This window comes from Sphingomonas aerophila, from assembly GCF_014199305.1.
In the GTDB taxonomy this organism is placed as follows: Bacteria; Pseudomonadota; Alphaproteobacteria; order Sphingomonadales; family Sphingomonadaceae; genus Sphingomonas; species Sphingomonas aerophila.
In genome coordinates, this window is the sequence record NZ_JACIJK010000004.1 from 113,102 (window position 1) to 136,222 (window position 23,121).

The 23,121-nt window shown below is 66.8% G+C and carries 21 protein-coding genes; 11 read left to right on the plus strand and 10 right to left on the minus strand.

Annotation, left to right across the window (positions count from 1 at the left end; translation table 11 throughout):
* Positions 1-30 precede the first annotated feature (30 nt).
* Together FHS94_RS07175 and FHS94_RS07180 are read right to left on the minus strand one after the other, a co-directional pair.
* Positions 31-510, minus strand: a complete 480-nt coding sequence (locus FHS94_RS07175) for an NfeD family protein (protein ID WP_184056164.1) — start codon at positions 508-510, stop codon at positions 31-33.
* A complete protein-coding gene (locus FHS94_RS07180; RefSeq protein WP_246348421.1) occupies positions 507-1,496 on the minus strand; it encodes an SPFH domain-containing protein in 990 nt (329 codons plus the stop codon). The genes FHS94_RS07175 and FHS94_RS07180 overlap by 4 nt, the downstream gene beginning before the upstream one ends.
* A 164-nt stretch (positions 1,497-1,660) precedes the next feature.
* On the opposite strand from FHS94_RS07180, the gene guaB reads away from it, so the two are divergent.
* Genes guaB through FHS94_RS07195 form a run of 3 tightly spaced genes read left to right on the plus strand, consistent with a single transcriptional unit; the run spans position 1,661 to position 4,836 of the window.
* Entirely contained in the window at positions 1,661-3,118 is a 1,458-nt protein-coding gene (gene guaB / locus FHS94_RS07185) for an IMP dehydrogenase (RefSeq protein ID WP_184056166.1), read from the plus strand.
* Between the two features lie 9 nt (positions 3,119-3,127).
* Positions 3,128-4,303, plus strand: a complete 1,176-nt coding sequence (locus FHS94_RS07190; RefSeq protein ID WP_184056168.1) for an RsmB/NOP family class I SAM-dependent RNA methyltransferase — start codon at positions 3,128-3,130, stop codon at positions 4,301-4,303.
* A 32-nt stretch (positions 4,304-4,335) separates the two neighbouring features.
* On the plus strand, positions 4,336-4,836 hold the full coding sequence (locus tag FHS94_RS07195; RefSeq protein WP_184056170.1) for a tetratricopeptide repeat protein: 501 nt from the start codon (positions 4,336-4,338) through the stop codon (positions 4,834-4,836).
* Here FHS94_RS07195 and rsmA read toward each other — a convergent pair.
* From rsmA to FHS94_RS07215, 4 genes are all read right to left on the minus strand, one after another.
* Complete coding sequence (gene rsmA / locus FHS94_RS07200; RefSeq protein WP_184056172.1) at positions 4,817-5,647, minus strand: 16S rRNA (adenine(1518)-N(6)/adenine(1519)-N(6))-dimethyltransferase RsmA; 831 nt, start codon at positions 5,645-5,647, stop codon at positions 4,817-4,819. The two genes, FHS94_RS07195 and rsmA, sit on opposite strands and share 20 nt — an antisense overlap.
* Positions 5,644-6,645 carry a 4-hydroxythreonine-4-phosphate dehydrogenase PdxA gene (gene pdxA, locus FHS94_RS07205; RefSeq protein ID WP_184056559.1) on the minus strand — a complete coding sequence of 334 codons (1,002 nt, stop codon included), beginning with the start codon at positions 6,643-6,645 and terminating at the stop codon, positions 5,644-5,646. The genes rsmA and pdxA overlap by 4 nt, the downstream gene beginning before the upstream one ends.
* 13 nt (positions 6,646-6,658) lie before the next feature.
* On the minus strand, positions 6,659-8,002 hold the full coding sequence (locus FHS94_RS07210; RefSeq protein ID WP_184056175.1) for a peptidylprolyl isomerase: 1,344 nt from the start codon (positions 8,000-8,002) through the stop codon (positions 6,659-6,661).
* 70 nt (positions 8,003-8,072) lie between these two features.
* Entirely contained in the window at positions 8,073-10,325 is a 2,253-nt protein-coding gene (locus FHS94_RS07215) for an LPS-assembly protein LptD (RefSeq protein ID WP_184056561.1), read from the minus strand.
* Between the two features lie 162 nt (positions 10,326-10,487).
* Here FHS94_RS07215 and FHS94_RS07220 point away from each other — a divergent pair, with 162 nt between their 5' ends.
* The 4 genes from FHS94_RS07220 to FHS94_RS07235 all read left to right on the plus strand — a co-directional run bounded on the left by FHS94_RS07220 (position 10,488) and on the right by FHS94_RS07235 (position 13,443).
* Positions 10,488-11,960, plus strand: a complete 1,473-nt coding sequence (locus FHS94_RS07220; RefSeq protein WP_184056178.1) for a leucyl aminopeptidase — start codon at positions 10,488-10,490, stop codon at positions 11,958-11,960.
* 10 nt (positions 11,961-11,970) lie between these two features.
* Positions 11,971-12,411: a DNA polymerase III subunit chi gene (locus tag FHS94_RS07225; RefSeq protein WP_184056180.1), complete on the plus strand. Its 441-nt coding sequence runs from the start codon at positions 11,971-11,973 to the stop codon at positions 12,409-12,411.
* A 91-nt stretch (positions 12,412-12,502) separates the two neighbouring features.
* The gene (ndk, locus tag FHS94_RS07230; protein ID WP_184056563.1) at positions 12,503-12,925 is read left to right on the plus strand and encodes a nucleoside-diphosphate kinase; all 423 of its coding nucleotides are present in this window, start codon (positions 12,503-12,505) and stop codon (positions 12,923-12,925) included.
* Positions 12,925-13,443 carry a GNAT family N-acetyltransferase gene (locus FHS94_RS07235; RefSeq protein WP_184056182.1) on the plus strand — a complete coding sequence of 173 codons (519 nt, stop codon included), beginning with the start codon at positions 12,925-12,927 and terminating at the stop codon, positions 13,441-13,443. Before ndk ends, FHS94_RS07235 begins: the two co-directional genes overlap by 1 nt.
* Before the next feature lie 30 nt (positions 13,444-13,473).
* Here FHS94_RS07235 and FHS94_RS07240 read toward each other — a convergent pair whose 3' ends face one another.
* The 3 genes from FHS94_RS07240 to purM are packed head-to-tail and all read right to left on the minus strand — an operon-like array spanning position 13,474 to position 16,062.
* On the minus strand, positions 13,474-14,052 hold the full coding sequence (locus FHS94_RS07240; RefSeq protein ID WP_184056184.1) for a hypothetical protein: 579 nt from the start codon (positions 14,050-14,052) through the stop codon (positions 13,474-13,476).
* Entirely contained in the window at positions 14,049-14,966 is a 918-nt protein-coding gene (gene purN / locus FHS94_RS07245; RefSeq protein WP_184056186.1) for a phosphoribosylglycinamide formyltransferase, read from the minus strand. The genes FHS94_RS07240 and purN overlap by 4 nt, the downstream gene beginning before the upstream one ends.
* Positions 14,959-16,062 (minus strand): phosphoribosylformylglycinamidine cyclo-ligase, encoded by a 1,104-nt coding sequence (gene purM, locus FHS94_RS07250; protein WP_184056188.1) that lies wholly within the window; start codon positions 16,060-16,062, stop codon positions 14,959-14,961. The genes purN and purM overlap by 8 nt, the downstream gene beginning before the upstream one ends.
* Before the next feature lie 60 nt (positions 16,063-16,122).
* Between purM and FHS94_RS07255 the strand changes: the two genes are divergently transcribed.
* Genes FHS94_RS07255 through FHS94_RS07270 form a run of 4 tightly spaced genes read left to right on the plus strand, consistent with a single transcriptional unit; the run spans position 16,123 to position 21,648 of the window.
* On the plus strand, positions 16,123-17,385 hold the full coding sequence (locus FHS94_RS07255) for a heavy metal-associated domain-containing protein (protein WP_184056190.1): 1,263 nt from the start codon (positions 16,123-16,125) through the stop codon (positions 17,383-17,385).
* An 8-nt stretch (positions 17,386-17,393) separates the two neighbouring features.
* Entirely contained in the window at positions 17,394-18,014 is a 621-nt protein-coding gene (locus FHS94_RS07260; protein WP_184056192.1) for an HdaA/DnaA family protein, read from the plus strand.
* The gene (locus tag FHS94_RS07265) at positions 18,011-20,173 is read left to right on the plus strand and encodes an RNA degradosome polyphosphate kinase (RefSeq protein WP_184056194.1); all 2,163 of its coding nucleotides are present in this window, start codon (positions 18,011-18,013) and stop codon (positions 20,171-20,173) included. Before FHS94_RS07260 ends, FHS94_RS07265 begins: the two co-directional genes overlap by 4 nt.
* A gap of 2 nt (positions 20,174-20,175) precedes the next feature.
* Positions 20,176-21,648, plus strand: a complete 1,473-nt coding sequence (locus tag FHS94_RS07270) for a Ppx/GppA family phosphatase (protein WP_184056196.1) — start codon at positions 20,176-20,178, stop codon at positions 21,646-21,648.
* A gap of 236 nt (positions 21,649-21,884) precedes the next feature.
* Here the strand turns inward: FHS94_RS07270 and rnd are convergent, their stop codons facing one another.
* Complete coding sequence (gene rnd / locus FHS94_RS07275) at positions 21,885-23,072, minus strand: ribonuclease D (RefSeq protein WP_184056198.1); 1,188 nt, start codon at positions 23,070-23,072, stop codon at positions 21,885-21,887.
* Between the last annotated feature and the right edge of the window lie 49 nt (positions 23,073-23,121).

A 23,121-nucleotide genomic window follows, 5' to 3' on the forward strand; every position in this document is an offset into this window, starting at 1 on the left:
CGGTCGCGGTAGGGCAAAGCTGCCCGGGCCTCAACCTTTGGCCGTTGGGGGCGGGGAGGGCGAAGGCAGGGGCTCCACGATCACGACACCGCCCTGCACCGCGGTAATGCGGGCGGGGGAACCCACGGAAAGGTCGGGGCCCTCGGCCGCCCAGGAGCCATCGCCGATGCGCACCCGGCCGTGCCCGTCGGCAATGGCGACGTCCACCGTCACGACCTGCCCGAGTAGGCGGCCCGCCCGGTCGTTGAGCAAGGCATCGTCGGTGGCGACGGGATAGTCATGATACCAGCGGCGGCCGATTAGCACAGCCACCGTCGACCACAGCGCGAACGACAGGAGCTGCACCGCCACCGGGATGCCCGGCACCGCAAAGGCGAGGGCACCGGTGATCGCGGCGGCAAGCGCCAGGAACACCAGGAACACGCCCGGCACCACCAGCTCCGCGATGCCGAGAGCGAGCGCGGCGATCAGCCACGCCCCGCCCGCGCCGCCGACCCCGTCCAGCGTCACGATTCGGGCAGGTCGCGGGTGATCCGCGGCACCGTCACGCCAGGTTGCGGCTTGGCCGAAGCGGGGCCGTTGGCGGAAACGTCGCCCAGCGCCTCCTTGGCGAGTTGGCCGATACCGCCCAGCGTCCCGATCAGCTGCGTCGCCTCTACCGGAAACAGGATCGTCTTGGCATTGGGGCTGGTCGCGAACTTGCCGATCGCCTCCACGTACTTTTGCGCGACGAAATAATTGATCGCCTGGGTTCCCCCGTTCTCGATCGCTTCGGAGACGACGCGGGTCGCCAGAGCTTCAGCTTCGGCGGCGCGTTCGCGTGCTTCCGAGTCGCGGAATGCGGACTCGCGGCGTCCTTCGGCTTCCAGGATGCGCGCCTGCTTTTGCCCCTCCGCCCGCAGGATCTCGGAAGCGCGGGCGCCTTCTGCGTCCAAGATATTGGCGCGCTTTTCGCGTTCGGCCTTCATCTGGCGGCCCATGGCGGCGACGATGTCCTGGGGCGGACGGATATCCTTGATCTCCACGCGCGTAATCTTGACCCCCCACGGGTTGGTCGCGTGGTCGACGACCGAGAGCAGTCGTGCGTTGATCTCGTCACGCTTGGACAAGGTCTCGTCCAGGTCCATCGAGCCCATCACGGTCCGCAGGTTGGTGGTCGTGAGCTGTTGCAGCGCCATGTACAGGTCCGATACCTCATAGGCGGCCTTGGCCGGGTCAAGCACCTGAAAGAAGAGCACGCCGTCGGTCGCGACAATCGCATTGTCCTTGGTGATGATCTCCTGTCCCGGAATGTCGATCACCTGCTCCATCATGTTTACCCGGCGGCCGACGCGGTAGAAGAAGGCCGGGTAGAAGTTGAAGCCGGGCTTTGCGACGGCGGTGAACCGGCCGAAATGCTCGATCGTATACTGATAGCCCTGACGCACGATCTTGATGCTGGTCATGAGGTAGAAGAGCACCAGCAGCAGCGCGAGGCCGGCGACAATCAGACCCATCTTTCGTTCCTCCCAGTTTTGCCGGAGCGTAGGAGCCTTGCCGGGCGGGTTCAAAAGCAATCGAGCACAGCTTGGCGCATCGCGAGACAAGAACACACCCTAGCGCTTCAGCGCCGCCGCGGTTACATGGCCCGCCACTTGCCCCTCGCAGGATCACGGCACCCATGAACATCCGCCTCGGCCTCACCTTTGACGACGTGCTCCTCGTGCCGGGCGCGAGCGAGGTGCTGCCGAGTGCAGCCGACACCCGCACGCGGCTGACCCGAGGGATCGGGCTCAACATCCCGATCCTGTCGGCCGCGATGGACACGGTGACGGAGGCCGACATGGCGATCGTCATGGCGCAGCTGGGCGGCATTGGCGTGCTTCACCGCAACCTGACGGTTGAGGAGCAGGCGGACGCGGTAAGGGCCGTGAAGCGCTTTGAAAGCGGCATGGTCGTCAATCCGATCACCATCGCGCCCGACGCCACGCTGGCCGATGCGCGCCGCCTGATGGAGAAGCATCGGATCAGCGGCATCCCGGTGGTGGAAAGCAATGGTCGGCTGGTCGGCATACTTACGCACCGCGACGTCCGCTTTGCCGAGAACCCGGCACAGCCAGTGTCCGAGCTGATGACCCATGATAATCTAGCCACCGTATCCGTCGGCGTCGGGCAGGAAGAAGCGCGGCGGCTGTTGCACCAGCGCCGTATCGAAAAGCTGCTGGTGGTGGACGACGCGTATCGTTGCGTCGGGCTTATCACGGTGAAGGATATCGAGAAGGCTGTCACCTATCCCGACGCGACCAAGGATGCCGCAGGACGGCTGCGCGTCGCCGCCGCGACCACGGTCGGCGACAAGGGTTTCGACCGGACCGAAGCGCTGGTCGATGCCGAGTGCGACCTGATCGTGATCGACACCGCGCATGGCCACAACCGCGACGTCGCGCGCGCGGTGGAGCGAGTGAAGAAGCTGAGCAACGCGGTGCAGGTGGTGGCGGGCAACGTCGCCACGGCCGAGGCCACGCGCGCGCTGATCGATGCGGGGGCGGACGGGATCAAGGTGGGCATTGGCCCCGGTTCCATCTGCACCACCCGCGTTGTCGCTGGCGTAGGGGTTCCGCAGCTGACCGCGGTGATGGACTGCGCCGAAGAAGGGCACCGTCACGGCGTGCCGGTGATCGCCGACGGGGGCCTGCGCACCTCCGGCGACCTTGCCAAGGCGCTCGCGGCGGGCGCGTCGACCTGCATGGTCGGATCGCTGCTGGCGGGCACGGAAGAGGCGCCGGGCGAGACGTTCCTGTATCAGGGGCGCGCCTATAAGTCGTATCGCGGCATGGGGTCCGTCGGCGCCATGGGCCGCGGGTCGGCCGACCGGTATTTTCAGGGCGAGGTCAAGGATCAGCTGAAGCTGGTACCCGAGGGGATCGAGGGCCAGGTGGCGTTCAAGGGTCAGGCGCGCGAGGTCATCCACCAGCTGGTCGGCGGCATCAAGGCGGCGATGGGCTATACCGGGGCGGCGACCATCCCCGACCTGAAGGAGCGGGCGCAGTTCGTCCAGATCACGGGCGCGGGGCTGAAGGAAAGTCATGTCCATGACGTGACCATCACCCGTGAAGCGCCCAATTATCCCACCCGCTAGGTTGCCAGGATGACACCGGCGGCACGAACAGAAGCCGCGATCGAGCTGCTCGATGGCATCATCTCTTCGGCAAGGGAGGGTGGGGCGGCTGCGGACACGCTGATCGCCCGCTATTTCGCCCAGCGTCGTTATGCCGGGTCCAAGGACCGCCGCGCCGTGCGCGAGCTGGTCTATGCCGCTATACGCCGCGCGGGAGAGGTGCCGGTGACGGGCCGCGCGGCGCTTTTGGCGCTGGCGCGAGAGGACGCGGCGCTGGCCGACACCTTTGACGGATCGCATCATGGACCCGCCCCGATCGACGCCGCCGAGCCGGTTGCGCCAGCGGGGGTGGCGCCCGCCTGGCTGACCGAGGCGCTGACAGCATCGGGGCTGAATGCGGAGCAGCAGGCGGCCTTGATCGAGCGAGCGCCGCTCGATGTCAGGGTGAACCGGCTGCGCGCGGAGCCTGCGCAGATCGTCGCGGAGCTGCCCGATGCTTTCCCGGTCGCGGGCGCCCCCGATGCCTTGCGCTTGCCCGCTGGAACCGATGTGGCGCGGCTGGCGGGTTTGGTCGAGATCCAGGATGTAGGCAGCCAGATCGTTGCGAGCGTCGTGCCCGCGTCCGCCAACACCCGGGTGCTGGACCTGTGCGCGGGTGCCGGCGGCAAGAGCCTGGCGCTCGCGGCGATGATGGCGAACAGCGGGCATATCCTGGCGACCGACACCGACCGGGCGCGCCTGTCCCGCCTGCCTGCGCGCGCGGAGCAGGCGGGCGCGACCATCATCGAAACAAGGCTGCTCAATCCGGGTCGTGAGGCCGAGGCGCTGGGCGGTGAGGCTGGACGGATAGACGCGGTGCTGATCGACGCACCGTGTTCAGGGACGGGCACCTGGCGTCGGAACCCTGAAGCGCGATGGCGGCTGACGCCTGCACGACTGGAGCGGCTGGTCGCGACACAGGCGTACCTGATGTCGCTGGCCGCGCCGCTGGTTCGGCCGGGCGGTACGCTGACCTATGTTACCTGCTCCCTGCTGGATGCGGAGGGGACGGATCAGGTCGATGCGTTCCTGGCCGATCACGCGGACTGGAGCGTCGACGCCCTTGATCTGCCACTCGGGCGAGCCCGCGGCCATGGATGGCGGCTGGACCCGGCGAGTGACAGCACCGACGGCTTTTTTGTCGCGCGGTTGCGGGCACCATGGTAGTTCGTTCGCCTGTGTCTCCCGTGGAGTTGTTCATGCGCGTTACCTCCGTCGCTTTCGCTGCCGCCCTGACGCTGGTGTGCGTGTCGACGTCGCTCAGCGGGCAGAAGCCGGACGATCAGATCGACGCGCGTTCCATGCAGTTGCTGGCGCAGGGCAGGGCCGCTCGCGCGGCGGGCAACCTGGATGGTGCGACCGACCTGATCGAGACAGCCGTGGCGGTGGACCCGCGCAACCGCGCCGCTTTCATCGCTCTGGCAGAGGTCGCATCGGCGCGCGGGCTGCCTGGGAAGGCGATCCGGCTGTACCGTGAGGCGCTGTTGCTGGAGCCCAACGACCTTGCCGCCCTGAGCGGGCAGGGAGAGGCGCTGGTCAACAAGGGGGCGATCGCGCAGGCGCGTGAGAACCTGTCCCGCATCCGCAAGCTGTGCAAGGCGAGCTGTGGTGAAGCGACGCAACTGGCAGCGGTGATCGCCAAGGGGCCTCCGGTCACCACGGCTCAGGTGGCGACCAAGGTTACTCCGCAACCCGAATAGTACGCGCCACCGCCACGAAGTCGTCGACGGACAGGGTCTCGGCCCGGCGTGTCGGGTCGATGCCGAGTCGATCGAGCGCGGCGAGAGCACCGGGCACTGACTTGAGGCTTTGGCGCAGCATCTTGCGGCGCTGGCCGAAGGCGGCAGCGGTGACCCGCTCCAGAGTGGCAACGTCAACCCCGGCCGGCGGCTCGGCTGGGCGGATCGCGACAACGGCCGACATCACCTTTGGCGGCGGCGTGAAGGCGGAACGATGCACCGGCATCGCGATCCGCGCCGTGCTGCGCCATTGAGCGAGGACGGCAAGGCGCCCGTACGCCGAACTGTCAGGCGTCGCGACGATCCTGTCTGCTACCTCGCGCTGGAACATCAGCGTCAGCGACTGCCACCAGGGCTGCCATGCGCCGCTGAGCCAGCCGACGAGCAGGGCGGTGCCGACATTATAGGGCAGGTTGGATACGATGTGCGGCCGCCCCTCGAACAGCGTGGGCGCGTCCACGGCGAGCGCGTCGCCTTCGATCAGGCGCAAGCGGCCGGGATAGGCCGCGCCAAGCTCCTCCAGTGCCGGGATGCAGCGCTGGTCGCGCTCGATCGCGGTGACGCGCGCGCCGGCGGCCAGCAGCGCGCGGGTGAGGCCGCCGGGACCCGGCCCGACCTCCAGCACGTCCTGGTCCTCCAGGTTGCCCGGTACGGCTGCGATGCGCGCCAGGAGCTGTCCATCGAAAAGGAAGTTCTGCCCTAGCGCCTTGCTGGCCGACAGTCCGTACCGCGCGATGACCTCACGAAGGGGAGGCAGCTCGGGGGTCGTCATCGCGAAAGGACGTGGGCGGCACGGTGCTCCGCCGCGCGGGCGGCCATCGCGATCGCCGCGATCATCGCGCCGGGGTTCGCCAGGTCCTGGCCGGCGATGCCGAACGCGGTTCCGTGGTCGGGAGAGGTCCGCACGATCGGCAACCCCAGCGTGATGTTCACGCCCTCATCGAAGTGAATGGTCTTAAGCGGCACGAGCGCCTGGTCGTGATACGGGCACAGCACCACGTCGTACTTCTCGCGAGCGCGAGGGTGGAACAGCGTGTCGGCCGCGAATGGGCCGGTGGCGTCGAGCCCTTCCTGACGGAGCTGGGCGATGGCAGGCTCAATGATCTCGATCTCTTCGCGCCCGATCGTGCCGGTCTCACCGGCATGGGGGTTGAGGCCAGCAAAGGCGAGGCGGGGTGCGTCGATCCCGAAGTTGCGGGCAAGGCCACGCGCCGTGACCCGCGCCTTTGCCACGATCAGGTCAACCGTCAGCAGCCCGGGCACGGCGGCCAGGGGCACGTGCTGGGTGATCGGCACGACCCGCAACGTCGGGCCGGCCAGCATCATCACGGCGTTCTCACCCGATACGCCGCAGCGTTCGGCGACAAATTCGGTCTGGCCGGGATGGTCGAATCCGGCGGCATAGAGTTGCGCCTTCGACACAGGCCCAGTCACCAGCGCGCGTGCCGACCCCTCCCGAACCAGGCCGACAGCGGTGTTGAGCGAATGCAGTGCACTGCGCGCGCCCTCGACGTCGGGCAGGCCTGGGACGATCTGGTGCACGCCATCGATCTGCAGCACCGGCAAAGCAGCGGCGAACACGTTAGCGGCCTCCAGGAGGCTGCGCACCTGCTGAACCGGACCCTGCCACACCTGCGCCACCGCGCGGGCATCGCCGATAGCGGCAAAGGCGGGCAGATCATGCTCCTTGCGGGCCGCCCACGCCTTGGCGATGATTTCCGGCCCGATCCCTGCCGGATCGCCCATCGAGACGGCCAGCGGGGCGGTCACGGCGGCGGTCGCCTCAGCGATATTCCACCACCGCGTCACGCCGCAGATCGCGAAGCTTCTGATCGGCGCGCAGGTTCACGCGCTGCTGTTCGAGCTGGTCGCGGACCTGCTCCACGCCCGGCAACGAAGCCGTGCGCGGGTCGTCGCGGCCGCACAGGACCAGGGTGCGAACGCCCTGTTCCGGCGAGCCGAAGGGGGGAGTCGCTTCGCCAACCTGAAGCTTCAGCATGATGTCCTGAAGCTGCGGCGGCATGTCGCGGATACGAACGGTGTCGTTGTCGAGCACGTCCGCGTTGACGCTTGCCGCGACCTTCTCAACGCTGCCGCAGCCGCGCAGGGTCTGGATCGTCTTGGCAAAGGCGGCGGTGCGAGCGGACGCTTCGGCCTGGCTGGTGCCGGCCGGGAACTTGATCGTCATCTGCTTGAGGCTGAGACGCGCGTCACGCGGGTCGGCCGCGCCGACACGCCGCTTGTCCGTCAGGTAAACCAGCGACACGCCGCCGGGCGTCGGGATCGGCCCTGCGACCTGACCCACCGACATCTGGTTCAGCGCCTCTGCCATCGTGTCCGGCAGCACCGCCGCACGAACCCAGCCAAGATCGCCGCCCACGCCGGACGTCGGCGACTGGGAGTATTTGCGCGCGAACGCTTCGAATGGCTGCTGCCCCTTCTGCAGCTCGGCCACGATCTGACGCATCTGCCCGGTTACCTGTTCCTGGTTGGACGGGTCGGCGCGCAGGTAGATCTCGTGAACCGCGTATTCCTCGACGCCCTGCGATTGCTTCAAGCGATCGATGATGGCCTGAGCCTCCGTATCGCCCACATTCTCGGTTGGCGCGATGCGGCGGCGCAGATAGCGCTGCCACGCCAGCCCCGCCTCGATCTGGCGACGGAGCGAGCGTTCGGACGTACCGTTCTTGCGCAGATAGTCCCGGAACGCTGCCGGTGTCTGCTGGAAGCGGCCTGCAACGCTGTTGAAGCTGGAATTGATCTCGTCGGAAGAAACGTTGATGTCGGCCGTTTTCGCTTCCTGGATCTGCAACGTCTCGTCGATCAGGCTCCGCAGCACCTGAAGCTTCAACGCGTCGAGGTCGCCGCCGGGTATCTCTCCCTCATTCGCGAGCTTGATCAACGCCACGCGCTGGTCGACGTCGGTGCCCGTGATCACGGAGTCGTTGACGATCGCCGTCGCCTTGCGAACGTTCGGATCGAGCTTGCCGAAGATCTGCAGGTTAGCAGGCAGGTTCAGGCTGGTCTGGGGCACGGTCGAGTCGGATACCGTTTGGGCAAATCCGGAACCGGTCAGCGCCGCGGCGGCAGCGAGGCCCAGCGCGGCGCGTGCGAAGCTGTGAGTCACTGATCGTTCATCCCATTCGCGCGGCACGCGCAATCGGTCGCTACTTGCCGCAAATTAGCTGAACCCGGGCTTAGCGGCCGAGGTTGGTGAACGCCAGCGTCAACAGGAAGCTGTTGCCGCGCCGCGCATCGCCCGTGTTGTTGTAATCGCGCCGCCAGGTAAGCCCCAGGCGAAGGCAGTCGTCCTCATATTGGACACCCAGGCGGTGGCGGACAGGATCAAACCCGTCCGACAGGCTGAGCGGGTCCTCCGCACGGTTGGTGAGGTCGACCACCGCCGAACCGAAGGCCGACCAGAACCGCGCGAACTGAACCCGCCCGGCAACCCGCGCTTCTTCACGGTCCTGCAAATCCTCGATTGCAGGCGAGATGTTCCGGTTGAGCCGCAGATAGCCGAGCAGAACATAGGTACTGCGCGAGCCGAGGGTCGCGTCGACTTCGTTGCGGCGGACCGCAAGGCTGTCCTTATCCAGGCGATACCGATGCGTGACGGAGATCAGGTCGTGGAAGCGCAGTTCGGTCCGGCCGACGATGTCGGAGAAGCGATCCGAGAGGCCAGTGCCGTCATAGAAGATGCCGGACCGTTCATCGAGGCGGTAGCTCTGGCCGATCACCGCGTTCAGGCTGACGCCGGGAAGGTCGACCGCCCATTCCGCGCCATAGGTGGCTCGGCTCGAGTCCTCGAACCGGTCGTAACCGGCAAAGCGGTTCAGCGAGAACAGGTTCGAGTCCTCAAGATCCACCGCACGGGCGTCCTCATTCGGGATGCTCAGGTTCTTGAGGTGCGGCGCCGCAACGATCTGAAGCCGGGGCGTCAGGCGCTGCGTACCGCCAAGGAAGCTGCCAACAAAAGGCCAGCGCACGTCAACGGCCAACGCACCGATGGCGCGGGCCTGGTACCCATCCAGCCCACGATACAGCAGCGGGCTCGTGAGCGTTTCGTTGGTATGGTAGACATCGCCGCGGGCGTAGGCGGTGAGTGTCACCTCCTGACCCCAATTGGTCAGGCGGCGCAGGTCCCAGCGCAGGCTGGCGAAAGCACGCTGCGTATCCTGCCCGGCGGAACGGCCGATCGCGAGGGTGTTCACCTGCGCGGTGAAGCGGCCCCCGATCAGACCGTCATCGAACCGCTTGCGGTAGTCGAGCTCAGGAAACGCGACGGGCTGGAGCCCCTGACGATCGTTGACGCGCAGGGTCTGCAAATACCAGCCGGTCAACGCGAAATAGCTGTTGTCGTCGATCCGCTGAAGGCTCGCCGTGCTGCGCAGCCGATCGTCGCGCGAGATGTCGTACCGGCGCAGGAACGTGCGGTCGGTGGCGAGGCGGACAGAAGCCGACGCGCTCCAGTTGGGTGTATATTGATAGCGCGCGACACCATCGATGTAGCCGCGGAACGCTTGTTCGGTGCTGACGCTGGTTCCGGCCGCGGTCAGGTCGTCACTGCGCCGGCTGACGGTGCCATAGGCGGTCACGCGGAATGCACCCATGTCACCGAGCGCCGAATAGTCGGCCTGAACCATCGGCAGAACACTGCTGTGGATGTGCGGCGTGACCGTCAGGCCGCGGTTCGGCCCGAAGGCGCGGTAATAGGGAAGCGCAAACTCCAGTCCATTGACGCGGTCGTAGCGGATGTCTGGAGTGAGCAGGCCGCTGTCGCTGCCCCCGCCGATCGGGTGCGAAAATTTCGGAAGCGGCACCGTCGGCAGCCCGAACAGGTTGAAGCGGGCGCCCACGTAATACACGCGCCCGCGCTCCGGCCGGTACGTCACCCGAACCGCCGTGATCTTCCACGACGGCTCCTTGGGGCAGCCGGCCGAGGTCGTGACAGCACAAGGAGTATAGGCGGCGCGATCCAGATTGACCGTGCCATCCCCCGATCGCGTCCCGCGCTCCGCCGCAAGGCGCCCACCGCGTTCGAGCACGAGAAGCAGGTTGGCGACCACCCCGTCCTTCAACGTGTCGGTCAGTTCGATCGAGTCGCCATAGGCGATGTCGCCCTCAGGGTTGGTGGCGGCGATGTTGCCGGTCGCGACGACCCGGCCCGTGTTGCGGTTCCACACGACCTTGTCGGCCCGCAGCCGCTGTGAGTCGCGGGACATGCGTACTTCGCCCGTTGCGGTGACGATGTCCGCGTCCGTGTCATATTCGAGCGCATCGGCACTGAACTGGATCTGGTCGGCGGTGGGCACGGGCGCGTCCGCAGGCAGCGCGGCAGGGGCACTGGGCGCGGGAACGCTGCGGTCGCCCAGGTCCTGCGCGGCCGCAGCCGTTCCGAACAGGAGAGAAAGGGCAAGGCTGCTCCCCACCAGCAGATTACAACGCAGCACGAGCCCCCCGTCACCCTTGTCGTCGACCACGCCGGCACAAAGCGGGATCGACCCGCCTATCGCACTGCCGCGGGCCGGGCGCAACGCAGCGCTTTACCGCATATGGGCGAGGAGCTTAGAGCGGGCGTAATGTTTCAGTTTGGTCAAGGTTCGTGTCCCATGCAGATCGTTTTCAGCACTGCCGTTGACGGCAGCCCTATTACCGCTGTCCCCGTCGCGAAGAACGGGCTGGAGCGCGCGGCGTGGGGCAACGTTGATGAAAGCGGCCAGGCTGTCATCGCCGCTGCGGCCAGGGCGGCGCGGTTCGAGGGTGAGGCAGGCAGCATCGTTGACGTATTTCTGGCGGGTGCCACGCCGCGTCAGATCCTGTTGCTGGGCGTCGGCGCTGGCGATGAGGACGGGTGGGCCAAGGCCGGTGGCGCCCTGACCGCCAAGCTGCTGACGTCCGGTGCCACGGACGTCAGCGTCGACCTGACCGCAACGCCGGACACGCCGAGCGCGGCGGCGGTGGCGCGCTTCGCTGCAACAGCCACCCAGCGCGCCTGGCGCTTCGACCAGTATCGCACCAAGCTGCCCGAAAACTCGAAGCCGACTCTTGAGCGGATCACGATAGCCGGCGCGCCTGACGGCACGGACGCTGCCTGGGGCGCGCAGTCGGCGGTGACCGACGGCATGGCGCTGACCCGCACGCTGGTGAGCGAGCCGCCAAACATCCTGTATCCCGAAACCTTCGTCGAGCAGGTGCTGGCGAGCGTCGAGGGCCTGGGGATCGAGGCAACGGTGCTCGACGAAGCGGCAATGCGGGAGCTTGGGATGGGCGCGCTGCTGGGCGTCAGCCAGGGTTCCGCGCGGGAGGGACGGCTGCTTGCGCTGAGGTGGAACGGCGCTGGCGAGGGCGACCCCGTCACCGCGCTGGTCGGCAAGGGCGTGACCTTTGACACGGGTGGTATCTCCATCAAGCCGGCGGCCGGCATGGAGGACATGAAGTGGGACATGGGTGGCGCCGGGGCGGTTGCCGGGACCATGAAGGCCCTCGCGCTGCGCAAGGCGAAGGCGAACGTCGTTGGCGTCATGGGGCTGGTCGAAAACATGCCGGACGGCAACGCGACGCGTCCGGGCGACGTGCTGACGTCCATGTCCGGCCAGACCATCGAGGTGTTGAACACCGACGCCGAGGGGCGGCTTGTGCTGGCCGACGCCGTCACCTGGGTTCAGCGGACCCACAAGCCGACCACGATCGTCGACCTCGCCACCCTGACCGGCGCGATGATCGTGGCGCTGGGCAACGAGAATGGCGGCCTGTTCAGCAACGATGACGGACTTGCCGAACAGTTAATCGCGGCGGGCCTGGCCAGCGACGACAAGCTGTGGCGGTTCCCGCTGTCGGCAACCTACGACAAGATGATCGATTCGCCCATCGCCGACATGAAGAACATCGGCGGCAAGGGCGCAGGATCGATCACCGCAGCGCAGTTCATCGGCCGCTTCATCGAAGAAGGCGTGAAGTGGGCACACCTCGACATCGCCGGCATGGTCTGGTCCGACAAGCCGGGCACCCACCATGACAAGGGCGCGACCGGTTACGGTGTGCGCCTGCTCGATCGCTTCGTGTCCGAGAACCTGGAAGGCTGAGGGGCGGGCGGTGCAGGTCGATTTCTACCACCTCACCGCCATGCCGCTCGACCGGGCGCTGCCGAAGATCGTCGAAAAGGTGATCGGGAGCGGCGCCCGTCTGCTGATCGTGTCGGAGGATGCGGGCCAGCGAACCGGCCTCGACCGGCTGCTGTGGAATTACGCTCCCGACTCTTTCCTGCCCCATGCGCAACTGGGGGCGGGTGACGATCGTGCCCAGCCCGTGCTGATCGCGCCTGACGTCAACGCCGCCAATGGCGCGCGTTTCATCGCACTGGTGGACGGCATTTGGCGCGATGAAGCGCTCGATTTCGACCGCGCTTTCCACTTCTTTGATGAAGACGCGATCCGCGCGGCGCGTGCGGCCTGGAAGGGGCTGGGCGACCGTGACGGCATCGAGCGGCGCTATTGGAAACAGAACGAGGCCGGGCGCTGGGAACAGGCGGCCTGACCAGCGGCCCGGCGTGGCGGTTGCATCCGCCGGACCCGCCGACTAGAGGCGCGGCGACTTCCCACACCAGAGCAGGAGCAGCGTGACCGTCATGGCCGCGAACCGTACTTTTTCGATCATCAAGCCCGACGCGACCCGTCGCAACCTGACCGGTGCGGTCACCAAGATGCTGGAGGAAGCCGGCCTCCGCGTTGTCGCGTCCAAGCGCATCCAGATGTCGCGCGAGCAGGCCGAGGGTTTCTACGCCGTTCACCGCGAGCGCCCCTTCTTCAACGACCTGGTCGAGTTCATGATCTCGGGCCCCGTGGTCGTACAGGTGCTCGAGGGCGAGGACGCCGTGAAGCGCAACCGTGACATCATGGGCGCGACCAACCCCGCCAATGCCGAGCCGGGCACGATCCGCAAGGAGCTGGCCGAATCGATCGAGGCGAACAGCGTCCACGGTTCCGACAGTGACGAGAATGCGGCGATCGAGATCGCCTATTTCTTCCAGCCGAACGAGATCGTCGGCTGATGTCCTGGCGGCTGCGGCGCGCGTCGGTCGACGACGCCGCCGCGGCCGCGCTGGTCGCGGCGGCTACTTTCCTCGACACGTTTGCCGGTGTGCTCGCCGGCCCCGACATCATCGCCCATGTCGCGCGCAAGAGTTCGACGGACGCTTTCGCGGCGTGGATTTCGGACCCGGACAGCGTCGTCACGCTTGCCGAGCATGAACATGGCGCGGCGCCGCTGGGCTATTCGGTCCTGACGCGACCCGACCTGCCGATGCAGCTTGGTCCGCAGGATATCGAACTGCGACGTATCTATGCTCTGTCGCGTTGCCAGGGGCAGGGCCTTGGGGCGCAGCTGATGGAGCGGGCGACCGAGGATGCGCAGACGCTCGGCGCACAGACTTTATGGCTTGGGGTACTTGCCACCAATGCGCGGGCGCGGGCCTTTTACGAGCGGCAGGGCTTCATGCTGCGCGGCGAGCGCCGGTTTCTGGTCGGATCGACCTGGTTCGACGATGTCGTCTACGCGCGAGAGATCTAGGAGCTACAGGCTTTTGCGCTGACCGGCCGGTCAGGGCCTGGTCCACAAGCGATCGAGCTCGGCCTGGCTTCCGCCCGCATGGCGCAGACGGAAGTTGGCGATGGTAAGCCGGCGGCCCTGCAGCGGCAGGGTGCCGGGCCTGGTCTGCCAGATCACATCATAGATGCCGCTGGCGCGATGTTCCCCGTCGGCGTCGTTGTATGTGTAGGTGATCAGCACCGGGAGGCGGCCGGTCCGATCGTCGGGACCGCCATCCGTCAGCTTGAGCAGCGGCTTCGCGAACCAGTCGGCGTTGATCGAGTCCGCCAAGGCGTCCTGCGGACCGACGCCGAGCGCTTTGGGAAAGCTGACCCGTGCTTCGCTGAGCGGGTGATTCTCATCACGGGTCAGCTTGACCGACTTGTCGGACGCCACCTCACCCTTCAGCACGTAGCGGGACTTCTTGGCCGCATCCTGCGCGGCCTGCGCCCGGTCGGCCTGCGCGTCGCGGCGTTCCGACCAGCTGTTCCAGAAGCCGAGGGCGGCGATGATCAGACCGGCGACCGCCACAAACTCGGCCAGGCTGATCCAGCGGCGGCGAGTGCGCGCCTGATCCGCGCTTTCGCTCACCGGCCGCCTGCTTCCAGCAGAGCCTTGGGCGCAGCAAGCTCCCAGCTTTGCGCCACCCGATCCTCCACGAGCTGCCAGTCTGGATCGACGAGGTTGAGCCCGACCCATTCGGCCCGGAAATACGCCACCTTTGAATAAAGGTCGGGCGCCGCCTCGATCAGCATGGAAGCTTCGTTCGGGGAGCTTGCCTTGACCGCGACGACCGTGCGACCGTCGCCATGGTGGTCGTCACGAAACTGAGCAAACATCTTGCCCTCGACGAAGAAGGTCGGCTGTCCGTGGCTCGGGCGCTCTTCCGTACCCGGCAAGGCATGGGCGAGGTCGCGAAGGCGAGGCAGGGCGGGGTGGTCGGTCATGGCTCGGCTGAACTCCGACAAGACGCGGGGATAAAGCTGATGTTCCGCCACCAGCACGCGGGCGGCGAGGCTGTCGGGCGTATCACCTGGCTCGATCGGCACCTCCGCCTGACCGAGCAGTTCCCCCCCGTCCAGTTCCTCAGTGACCAGGTGCACCGAACAGCCCGCAACCGCATCACCCGCCGCGATTGCGCGGGCGTGGGTGTCGAGCCCCTTGTACTTGGGCAAGAGGGAAGGGTGGATGTTGATCATTCGCCCGCGCCAGCGATCCACAAAGGCGTCGGACAGCAGGCGCATGTACCCAGCAAGCGCAATCACCTGCACCCCGGCCTGGCACAACGCAGCATCCAGCGCCTCTTCATAGGTCTGCTTGCCGATCCCGCGCGGGCTGAGAGCGAATGTAGCGATGCCCTGCTCCGCGGCCCAGGCGAGCCCGCCAGCATCCGGCTTGTCTGACGCGACCAGCACGACGCGATAGCCCTGCGCTCCTTCGACTAGGGCGCGCAGGTTGGACCCGCGGCCGGACAGAAGCACAGCGACCCGCGCCGGATCAGCCATGGTGCGTAGCGCTCCAGTCCGACCGCGCGCTCCAGACATCGGTGCTGCCACGCACGGTGCAACCGCGGGGGCCGTCCTCGACATAACCAATCCGGTGCACCGTCTCGCCAGCGTCGGTCAGCGACGCCGTGACGCGTTCTACCTCGTGCGGGCCCGCGATCACGACCATGCCGATGCCGGTGTTGAAGGTGCGCGCCATCTCCTCGGGCTCAATCGCTCCCTGAGCCTGGAGGAAGGCCATCAGGCGCGGCAAGGGCCAGCTGTCCGCGTCGATCACGGCGTGCGTGTCGCGCGGCAGCACGCGGGGCACGTTCTCCAGCAATCCGCCGCCGGTGATATGTGCGAGGCCCCGGATCCGCCCGGCGCGCAGCAAGGGCAGCAAGCTGGCGACATAGATGCGGGTCGGCGCCATCAGCCAGTCGATCAGCAGGCGGTCGGCGTCAAACAGAGCCGGGCGATCGAGTCGCCAACCCTTGTCGGCCGCAAGCCGGCGCACGAGCGAGAAGCCGTTGGAGTGCACTCCCGAGGAGGCGAGGCCGAGAATGACGTCACCGGGCGCGATCTGCTGACCGGTCAGCAACTGGTCGCGCTCCACCGCGCCGACGCAGAAGCCGGCGAGGTCATAATCACCCTCCGCATACATGCCGGGCATTTCCGCGGTCTCGCCCCCGATCAGCGCGCAGCCGGCCTGCTTGCACCCCTCTGCAATGGAGGCGACCACCCGCTCGGCGATCGCACCATCCAGCCGGCCGCTCGCGAAATAGTCGAGGAAGAACAGCGGCTCTGCGCCTTGCACGATCAGGTCGTTCGCGCACATCGCGACGAGGTCGACGCCGACCCCCTCGTGCCGGTCCCATTCGATCGCGAGCTTCAGCTTCGTGCCGACACCGTCATTAGCGGCAACCAGCAACGGATCCTTGAAGCCTGCCGCCTTGGGATCAAAGATGCCGCCAAAGCCGCCGAGGTCAGCATCAGCGCCTGGACGGCGGGTGGCGCGCGCGAGCGGGGCAATGGCGCGCACCAGCGCATTGCCGGCCGCGATCGACACGCCAGCGTCGGCATAAGTGTAGGATGCGGGGGAGGTGTCTTCGGCCATTCCTGGCGACTAACCACAACGCGCTTGGATTTCCACGTCTGCTTCGCCAAAAGGCGGGCAATGCGTTTCCGTTCCATCCTTGCCGCCGGCGCGGCTGTCGCGCTCGCCATGGGGGCAGGGCACAGCACATCGGCGCAGGTCGATACGGCTCGCGGCGTCGCGCCGGTCGACAGTTCCGGCAGCTACGAGGTGTCGGGCGTGACCGTCGACGTGGCCGCGCCCACTGCCGACCAGGCGCGCTATGGCGGCTGGCGCCTCGCCCAGCGCAAGGCATGGGTGCAGCTTTCCAACCGCCTGGGCGGAGGCGGCGCAGCGATCGGCGACGGCACGCTGGACCAGATCGTGTCGGGCATCGTGGTCGAGAACGAGCAGATCGGCCCGAAGCGCTATGTCGCGCGGCTTGGCGTGCTGTTCAATCGGTCGCGGGCCGCGAGCCTGCTCGGCATCAGTGCCTATGCCGATCGGTCCCCGCCCATGCTGGTCATTCCGGTACAATGGTCGGGTGGAGTCGGCACGGTTTTCGAGCAGACCACCGATTGGCAGCGCGCCTGGGCCCGGTTCCGCACCGGCAACAGCGCGATCGATTACATCAGGCCGGCCGGCACCGGTGCCGATTCGCTTCTCCTCAACGTTGGCCAGGTTCAACGCCCGGGTCGCGGCTGGTGGCGGACGGTCATCGACCAGTATGGCGCATCGGACATCCTGATCCCGGTGGTCAGGCTGTATCGGCAATGGCCCGGTGGCCCGGTCATCGGTGTATTCCAGGCACGGCATGGGCCTGACAATCGATTGATCGGCAGCTTCACGTTGCGGGTCGGCAGTTCCGCGGGCATCGCCCAGCTGCTGGACGCGGGCGTCAAGCGCCTGGACGACATGTATGCCCGGGCTCTGCGCGGAGGAATGCTGTCGGTTGACCCGACCCTGTCACCGCCGCCAGCGCCAACCCCCGTCGAAACGGATGAAGGGGATGCGGTCGATTCGGCAGACGGCGTCATCAACGACCCGAACAACCCGGCGACCCTATCGAACTCGCCGGGTATCGCGATCACGGTGCAGGCCGACACGCCCTCCGCGTCGGCGGTCGCCAATATCGAATCGATCTTGCGCGGAGTACCGGGTGTGCGGTCGGCCCAGACGACCAGCCTTGCACTGGGCGGCGTGTCGGTGCTGCGCGTCACCTTTGACGGCGATCCCGACGGGTTCCGCGCCGCCATGGAAGCGCGCGGTTATCAGGTACTCGGCAGCGGAACCGCCATTCGGATCCGGCGGGTGCCGCAACTGCTGCCGCCAGACCTGTCGCGCGACAATGTGACGGGGGGCTGAGGAGCGGAATGAGCCAGATCGCCTTACCGCTGGCCTGGCCCGCGGTGCCGCGTGACGACGCTTTTCTGGTTTCCCCGTCCAATGCGCGGGCCGTTCACCTGCTGGATCATTGGGGGACGTGGTCAGTGCGAGCGGCGCTGCTCGTCGGTCCCCGCAAATCCGGGCGCAGCCTGCTGGCCCGCATCTTCGCCGCGAAAAGCGGGGGCACCATCATCGACGAAGCGGAGCAGGTGCCCGAAGCAGAGCTGTTCCACGCCTGGAACCGCGCGCAGGCGGAACGGATGCCGCTGCTGATGATCGCGGACGCCGCACCGCCGGTGTGGACGATAAAACTTCCCGATCTTCGGTCGCGCATAGCGGCCAGTAACGTTGCCGTCATCGAACCACCCGATGACGCGCTGATGCGATCCTTGCTTGAACATCTTTTCGCCCGGCGCGGGCTCGACGCCCGACCCGACCTTCTCGATTGGCTCGCGAGCCGGATCGAACGCAGCCACCTGGCCGTTATGCGCACGGTGGATCTGCTGGACCAGGAAGCTTTTGAGCGGCGCAAGAGGTTGTCGATTCCCTTTGCGCGCAACGCCCTGCTCGACGCGGGGCTGATCGCGCCCCGAAGGGACGTGGCATGAGCCGGCCTGCGCACCTGACCCGCCTTGCCGCGCGCGACGATGATCCCTTTGATGGCGCGGGAGGGGACCGGTACTTCAATCGCGAACTGTCCTGGCTCGCCTTCAACCGCCGCGTGCTGGAGGAGGCCTGCAACACGGCGCACCCCCTGCTCGAGCGACTTCGCTTCCTGTCGATCTCCGGTTCGAACCTCGACGAATTCTTCATGGTCCGCGTTGCCGGGCTGAAGGGGCAGCAGAAGCAGGATGTGGACCAGCGTTCTGCCGACGGGCTGACCACCACGCAACAGCTTGCCGCCATCACAGCGGAGGCCGATCGGTTGATGGACAGCCAGCAGGCGGTGTGGGGCGACTTGCGCGTGGCTCTCGATGAGGCGTCCTTGTTCGTGTTGCGCCGGGACGCGATCGACGACGAGACGTCCAAGTGGCTCGAGACGCATTTTCTCGAGCAGATCTTCCCGACGCTGACACCGCAGGCGCTGGACCCGGCGCATCCGTTTCCGTTCATCCCCAATCGCGGCCTCAGCGTCATTTTCGACCTGGTGCGCCGGTCGGACGATGAGCCGATTCGCGAACTGGTGATGCTACCCGCCTCCACGCCGCGCTTTGTCCGGCTTCCGGGTGAGGTCGCCCGCTATGTAGCCGTGGAGACGATCCTGAAGCGGTTCGCGCCGCTGTTGTTCCCCGGCTATGACGTGGGCGGGGCCGCAAGCTTTCGCGTGCTGCGCGACAGCGACATCGAGATCGAGGAAGAAGCGGAGGATCTGGTCCGCTACTTCGCCAATGCCATCAAGCGCCGCCGCCGTGGCCGGGTGATCCGGCTGGAGTTGGAGACAGGCATCTCCGACGCGCTCGCCGCGGTGTTGAAGGAGGAACTGGGTGGCGCCGACGCGATCATCACGGAAAGCGGCAACCTGCTCGGCATCGCCGACCTGTCGATGTTGGTTGACGAGGGCCGGCCCGACCTGAAGTTTCCGCCCTTTACTCCTCGCTTTCCCGAGCGGATCCGGGAGTTTGGGGGCGATTGCTTTGCCGCGATCAAGTCCAAGGACCTTGTCGTCCAGCATCCCTACGAGACTTTCGAGGTGGTGCTCGCCTTCCTGAAACAGGCGGCGAACGACCCTGACGTGGTCGCGATTAAACAAACGTTGTATCGCGCGGGTAAGCAGCCGGCCGTTATCAACGCCCTGATCGCTGCGGCGGAGGCGGGCAAGTCCGTCACGGCGGTGGTCGAGTTGAAGGCGCGCTTCGACGAGGAGCAGAACCTCGCCTGGGCCAGCGCGCTGGAGCGTGCGGGCGTCCAGGTCATCTATGGCTTCATCGACTGGAAGACGCACGCGAAAGTAGCAATGGTGGTCCGCCGAGAAGGGCAGGGCTATCGCACATACTGCCACTTTGGCACCGGCAACTATCACCCGGTCACGGCCCGAATCTATACCGATCTCAGCTTCTTCACCGCCGATCCCAAGATCGGGTCGGATGCGGCGCAGATGTTCAACTACATCACCGGATACGTTGAGCCATCGTCCATGGCGCGCGTCAGCCTGTCCCCGCGCGACCTGCGTGACCGACTGGTTGACCTGATCGATACGGAGATCGCCACGGCCAAGGGCGGCGGACCAGGCGCGATCTGGGCCAAGATGAACTCCCTTGTCGATCCTGCGATCATCGAAAAGCTTTACGAGGCGAGTGCGGCGGGGGTGAAGGTCGAACTGATCATCCGCGGAATCTGTTGCTTGAGGCCGGGCGTGGAGAACATGTCGGAAAACATCCGCGTTCGATCCATCGTCGGCCGTTTCCTGGAGCATAGCCGCATCTGGGCCTTCGGAAACGGGGCTGCACTGCCCAACGACGGCGCGGCTGTGTTCATTTCCTCTGCCGACTGGATGCCGCGGAACTTCGACCGCAGGGTGGAATACATGCTGCCACTGTTGAACCCGACGGTGCACGACCAGGTGCTGGACCAGGTGATGGTCGCGAACCTGATCGATACCGAACAAAGCTGGGCACTGAACCCGGACGGTAGCTACACCCGGCTGTCGCCAGGTGAGCGGCCGTTCAACCTGCACCGCTATTTCATGACGAACCCGTCGCTGTCGGGCCGGGGTGCGGCGCTCGATTCCCCTGCCCAGGTGCCAACGCTGACGATCGGTTCCGCCTGATAATGAACAACACCACGCAGCCGCGCACGGCCATTATCGACATCGGTTCGAATTCGATCCGGCTTGTGGTGTACCAGGGACCGCCCCGGCTTCCGGCGGTACTGTTCAATGAAAAGGTGCTGGCGGGCCTTGGCCGCGACCTGTCCGCGACGGGCGCGATCGATGAGGCCGGCATGGCGTCAGCGAAGATCGCGCTGGCCCGTTTTGCCGCAGTGGCGCGGGAGATGAGGGCGGAACAGGTCCGCACGGTAGCGACCGCTGCGGTACGCGATGCCTCCAATGGCGGTCGCCTGATCGAAGCTGCACGCGACCTTGGCTTGACGGTGGAACTGCTGACTGGGGAAGAGGAAGCGACCGCGGCCGGCAACGGGGTGCTGTCGGCGATACCCGGGGCCGATGGCATCGTGGGAGACCTGGGCGGCGGCAGTTTGGAACTGGTCCGCATTAAGAAAGGGTCGGTCGCCGCGCGCGTATCCTTCCCCCTTGGCGTGTTGCGGCTGGCGGCGTTGAAGGAACGGCGCGGCAAGGGCTTCGAGCGTCATGTCGGCGCGCTGGTGGAGGCGGCGGGGTGGCTGAACAAGGGACAAGGCCTGCCCTTGTACCTGGTCGGCGGGTCATGGCGCGCATTGGCCCGGCTCGACATGGGCCTGACCGGATACCCCCTGCCCGTGATCCACCAATATGGCCTGACGCCTGATCGGGTAGCGCATCTGTGCCGGGCCCTGCCGCGAATGGACAAGGCGACCCTGCGCCACGTGCCAGGCCTTTCCGCCGGACGCTCAGCCACGCTGGCCGATGCGGCCGCGCTGCTGGATGTGCTGTTCCGGTTGCTGGGGAGCCGGGTCGCTATCGCATCGGCTTTCGGGCTGCGCGAAGGGTTGCTGCACGCCGCCCTGGACCCACAGACGCGTGCGCTCGACCCGCTGATCGTAGCCGCGCGCGATGAAGGGCGGCTGCTTGGACGGTTCGCGGAACATGGTGACCTGCTCGACCGATGGGTCCAGCCGGTCTTCGCGGGAGAGCCGGGCTGGGCGACGCGCATCCGGCACGCGGCCTGCCTGCTGGCCGATGTGGGCTGGCGCGCCAACCCAGAGTTCCGGGCCGAGCGCGGCGTTGAGATCGCCTTGCATGGCAACTGGGTAGCGATCGAGGCACATGAGCGTGCGATGCTGGCCCAGGCATTGTTCACCAGCCTGTGCGGGCGCACGGACAGCCCGCCTCCCTTGCCGGCCCTGGCAAGCGCGGCGGAGTTGAAGATGGCAAGCGCGTGGGGACTGGCCATGCGGCTTGGCCAGCGGTTGTCCGGCGGTCTTGCGGGCCCGCTGGAGCGATCGTCGCTGCAGCGCACACCAGGCGAGGTCGCCCTTGCGCTCGCGCCCACCGACCGGGCCTTGTACGGTGAGGCAGTTGAAAAGCGGCACGGCGCCCTGGCGGCCGCCTGGAACGCAGCCGCCAAGCTGAAGGTCAGCGATTAAGCGGCGGCACCGACAGGCTCACCCGTGATCGGCCGCGACCCGCCGGGGCGACGGAGCCGGACGTGAGTGACCTGGGCACCCGACGGGGAGTCGGACGCAATGCGCGTAAGGGCGCCGGCGACCGACGAGGCTAAGGCGTTCAGTCGTGGCAGTCAGCCCTGGTACGACGGCCACGCGCAAAGGCGAAGCTCCAACCGCCGTTGCGCACCGTTAGGGGCAGGGCTGCCCACCCCTACTCACGCAGCGGCGTCGACAGCCTCGTCGGCCCTGGTCATCTTCAGCTTGCCGCCCTTTACGGCGAAGCCAAGCCGCCCTTCCACCAGGTCGAGCGCGTCGCGGCCGAACTGGTCGAAACGCCAGCCTTCCAGCATCGGCAATCCGCCGCGCACGCCTGCGGCGAGTGCCTCCAGTTCCTCGGATCGCGCGAGAAGGCGTGGGGCCACGTCGATGTCGCGCGCACGAATCTTGAGCAGCAGCTTCAGCAAGTCCGCCACGAGGGAGCCGTCCTTGCCCAATCCGGGCTTGCGATCGTCGCGGGGCGGCATCTCGTCGGCCGGCAGCGGGGTTGCCGCTTCCAGGGTCGCCATCAGCCGCGCGCCGATGTCGTTGCTGGCCCAGGTCGCGGACAGTCCGCGCACCTTGGCAAGGTCGGCCTGCTTGCGTGGGGAATGGCCGGCAAGATCCGCAAGCGTTTCATCCTTCACGATCCGGCCGCGCGGGAGATCCTTGTTGCGCGCTTCCAGCTCGCGCCAGCGCGCCAAGGCCTTCAATCGGCCGAGCACGTCGGCCTTGCGGCTCGGCACGCGAATCCGCTTCCAGGCGAGGTCAGGATCGTTGGCATAGTTTGCGGGATCCGCCAGACGCTCCATTTCCTGATCCAACCAGGCACCGCGACCAGTCTTTCGCAGCCGCTCAAGCATTCTCGGGAAGATATTCGCGAGGTGTGTGACGTCGCCGATGGCATATTCGATCTGGCGCGCATCGAGCGGGCGACGAGCCCAATCCGTGAAGCGGGCGCCCTTGTCGATGCTGATGCCCAGCCAGCTATCGACCAGGTTCGAATAGCCGATCTGTTCGCCTTGCCCCAGCGCCATCGCGGCGACCTGAGTGTCGAACAGCGGGTGAGGAGTCTTGCCGGTCAGGTTATAGATGATCTCGATGTCCTGCCCACCGGCATGGAATATCTTCAGCACTTCCTCGTTGTTCACCATCAGGTCGAGAAGCGGCTGGAGGTCGAGGCCGGGCACCATTGGATCGATGGCGGCAGCCTCTTCCGTATCCGCGACCTGGATCAGGCAGAGTTCGGGCCAGTACGTGCTTTCACGCATGAACTCCGTGTCGACGCAGATGAAGTCGGCTTGCGCCCAGCGGTGGCAAAGGTTGGCGAGCGTTACGCTGTCGGTGACCAGGGGGTGGATGTGCATCGGCCCGCTGTAGCGCGGCGCTTCCCGGTTGACAAAAGGGGGTTGAGGA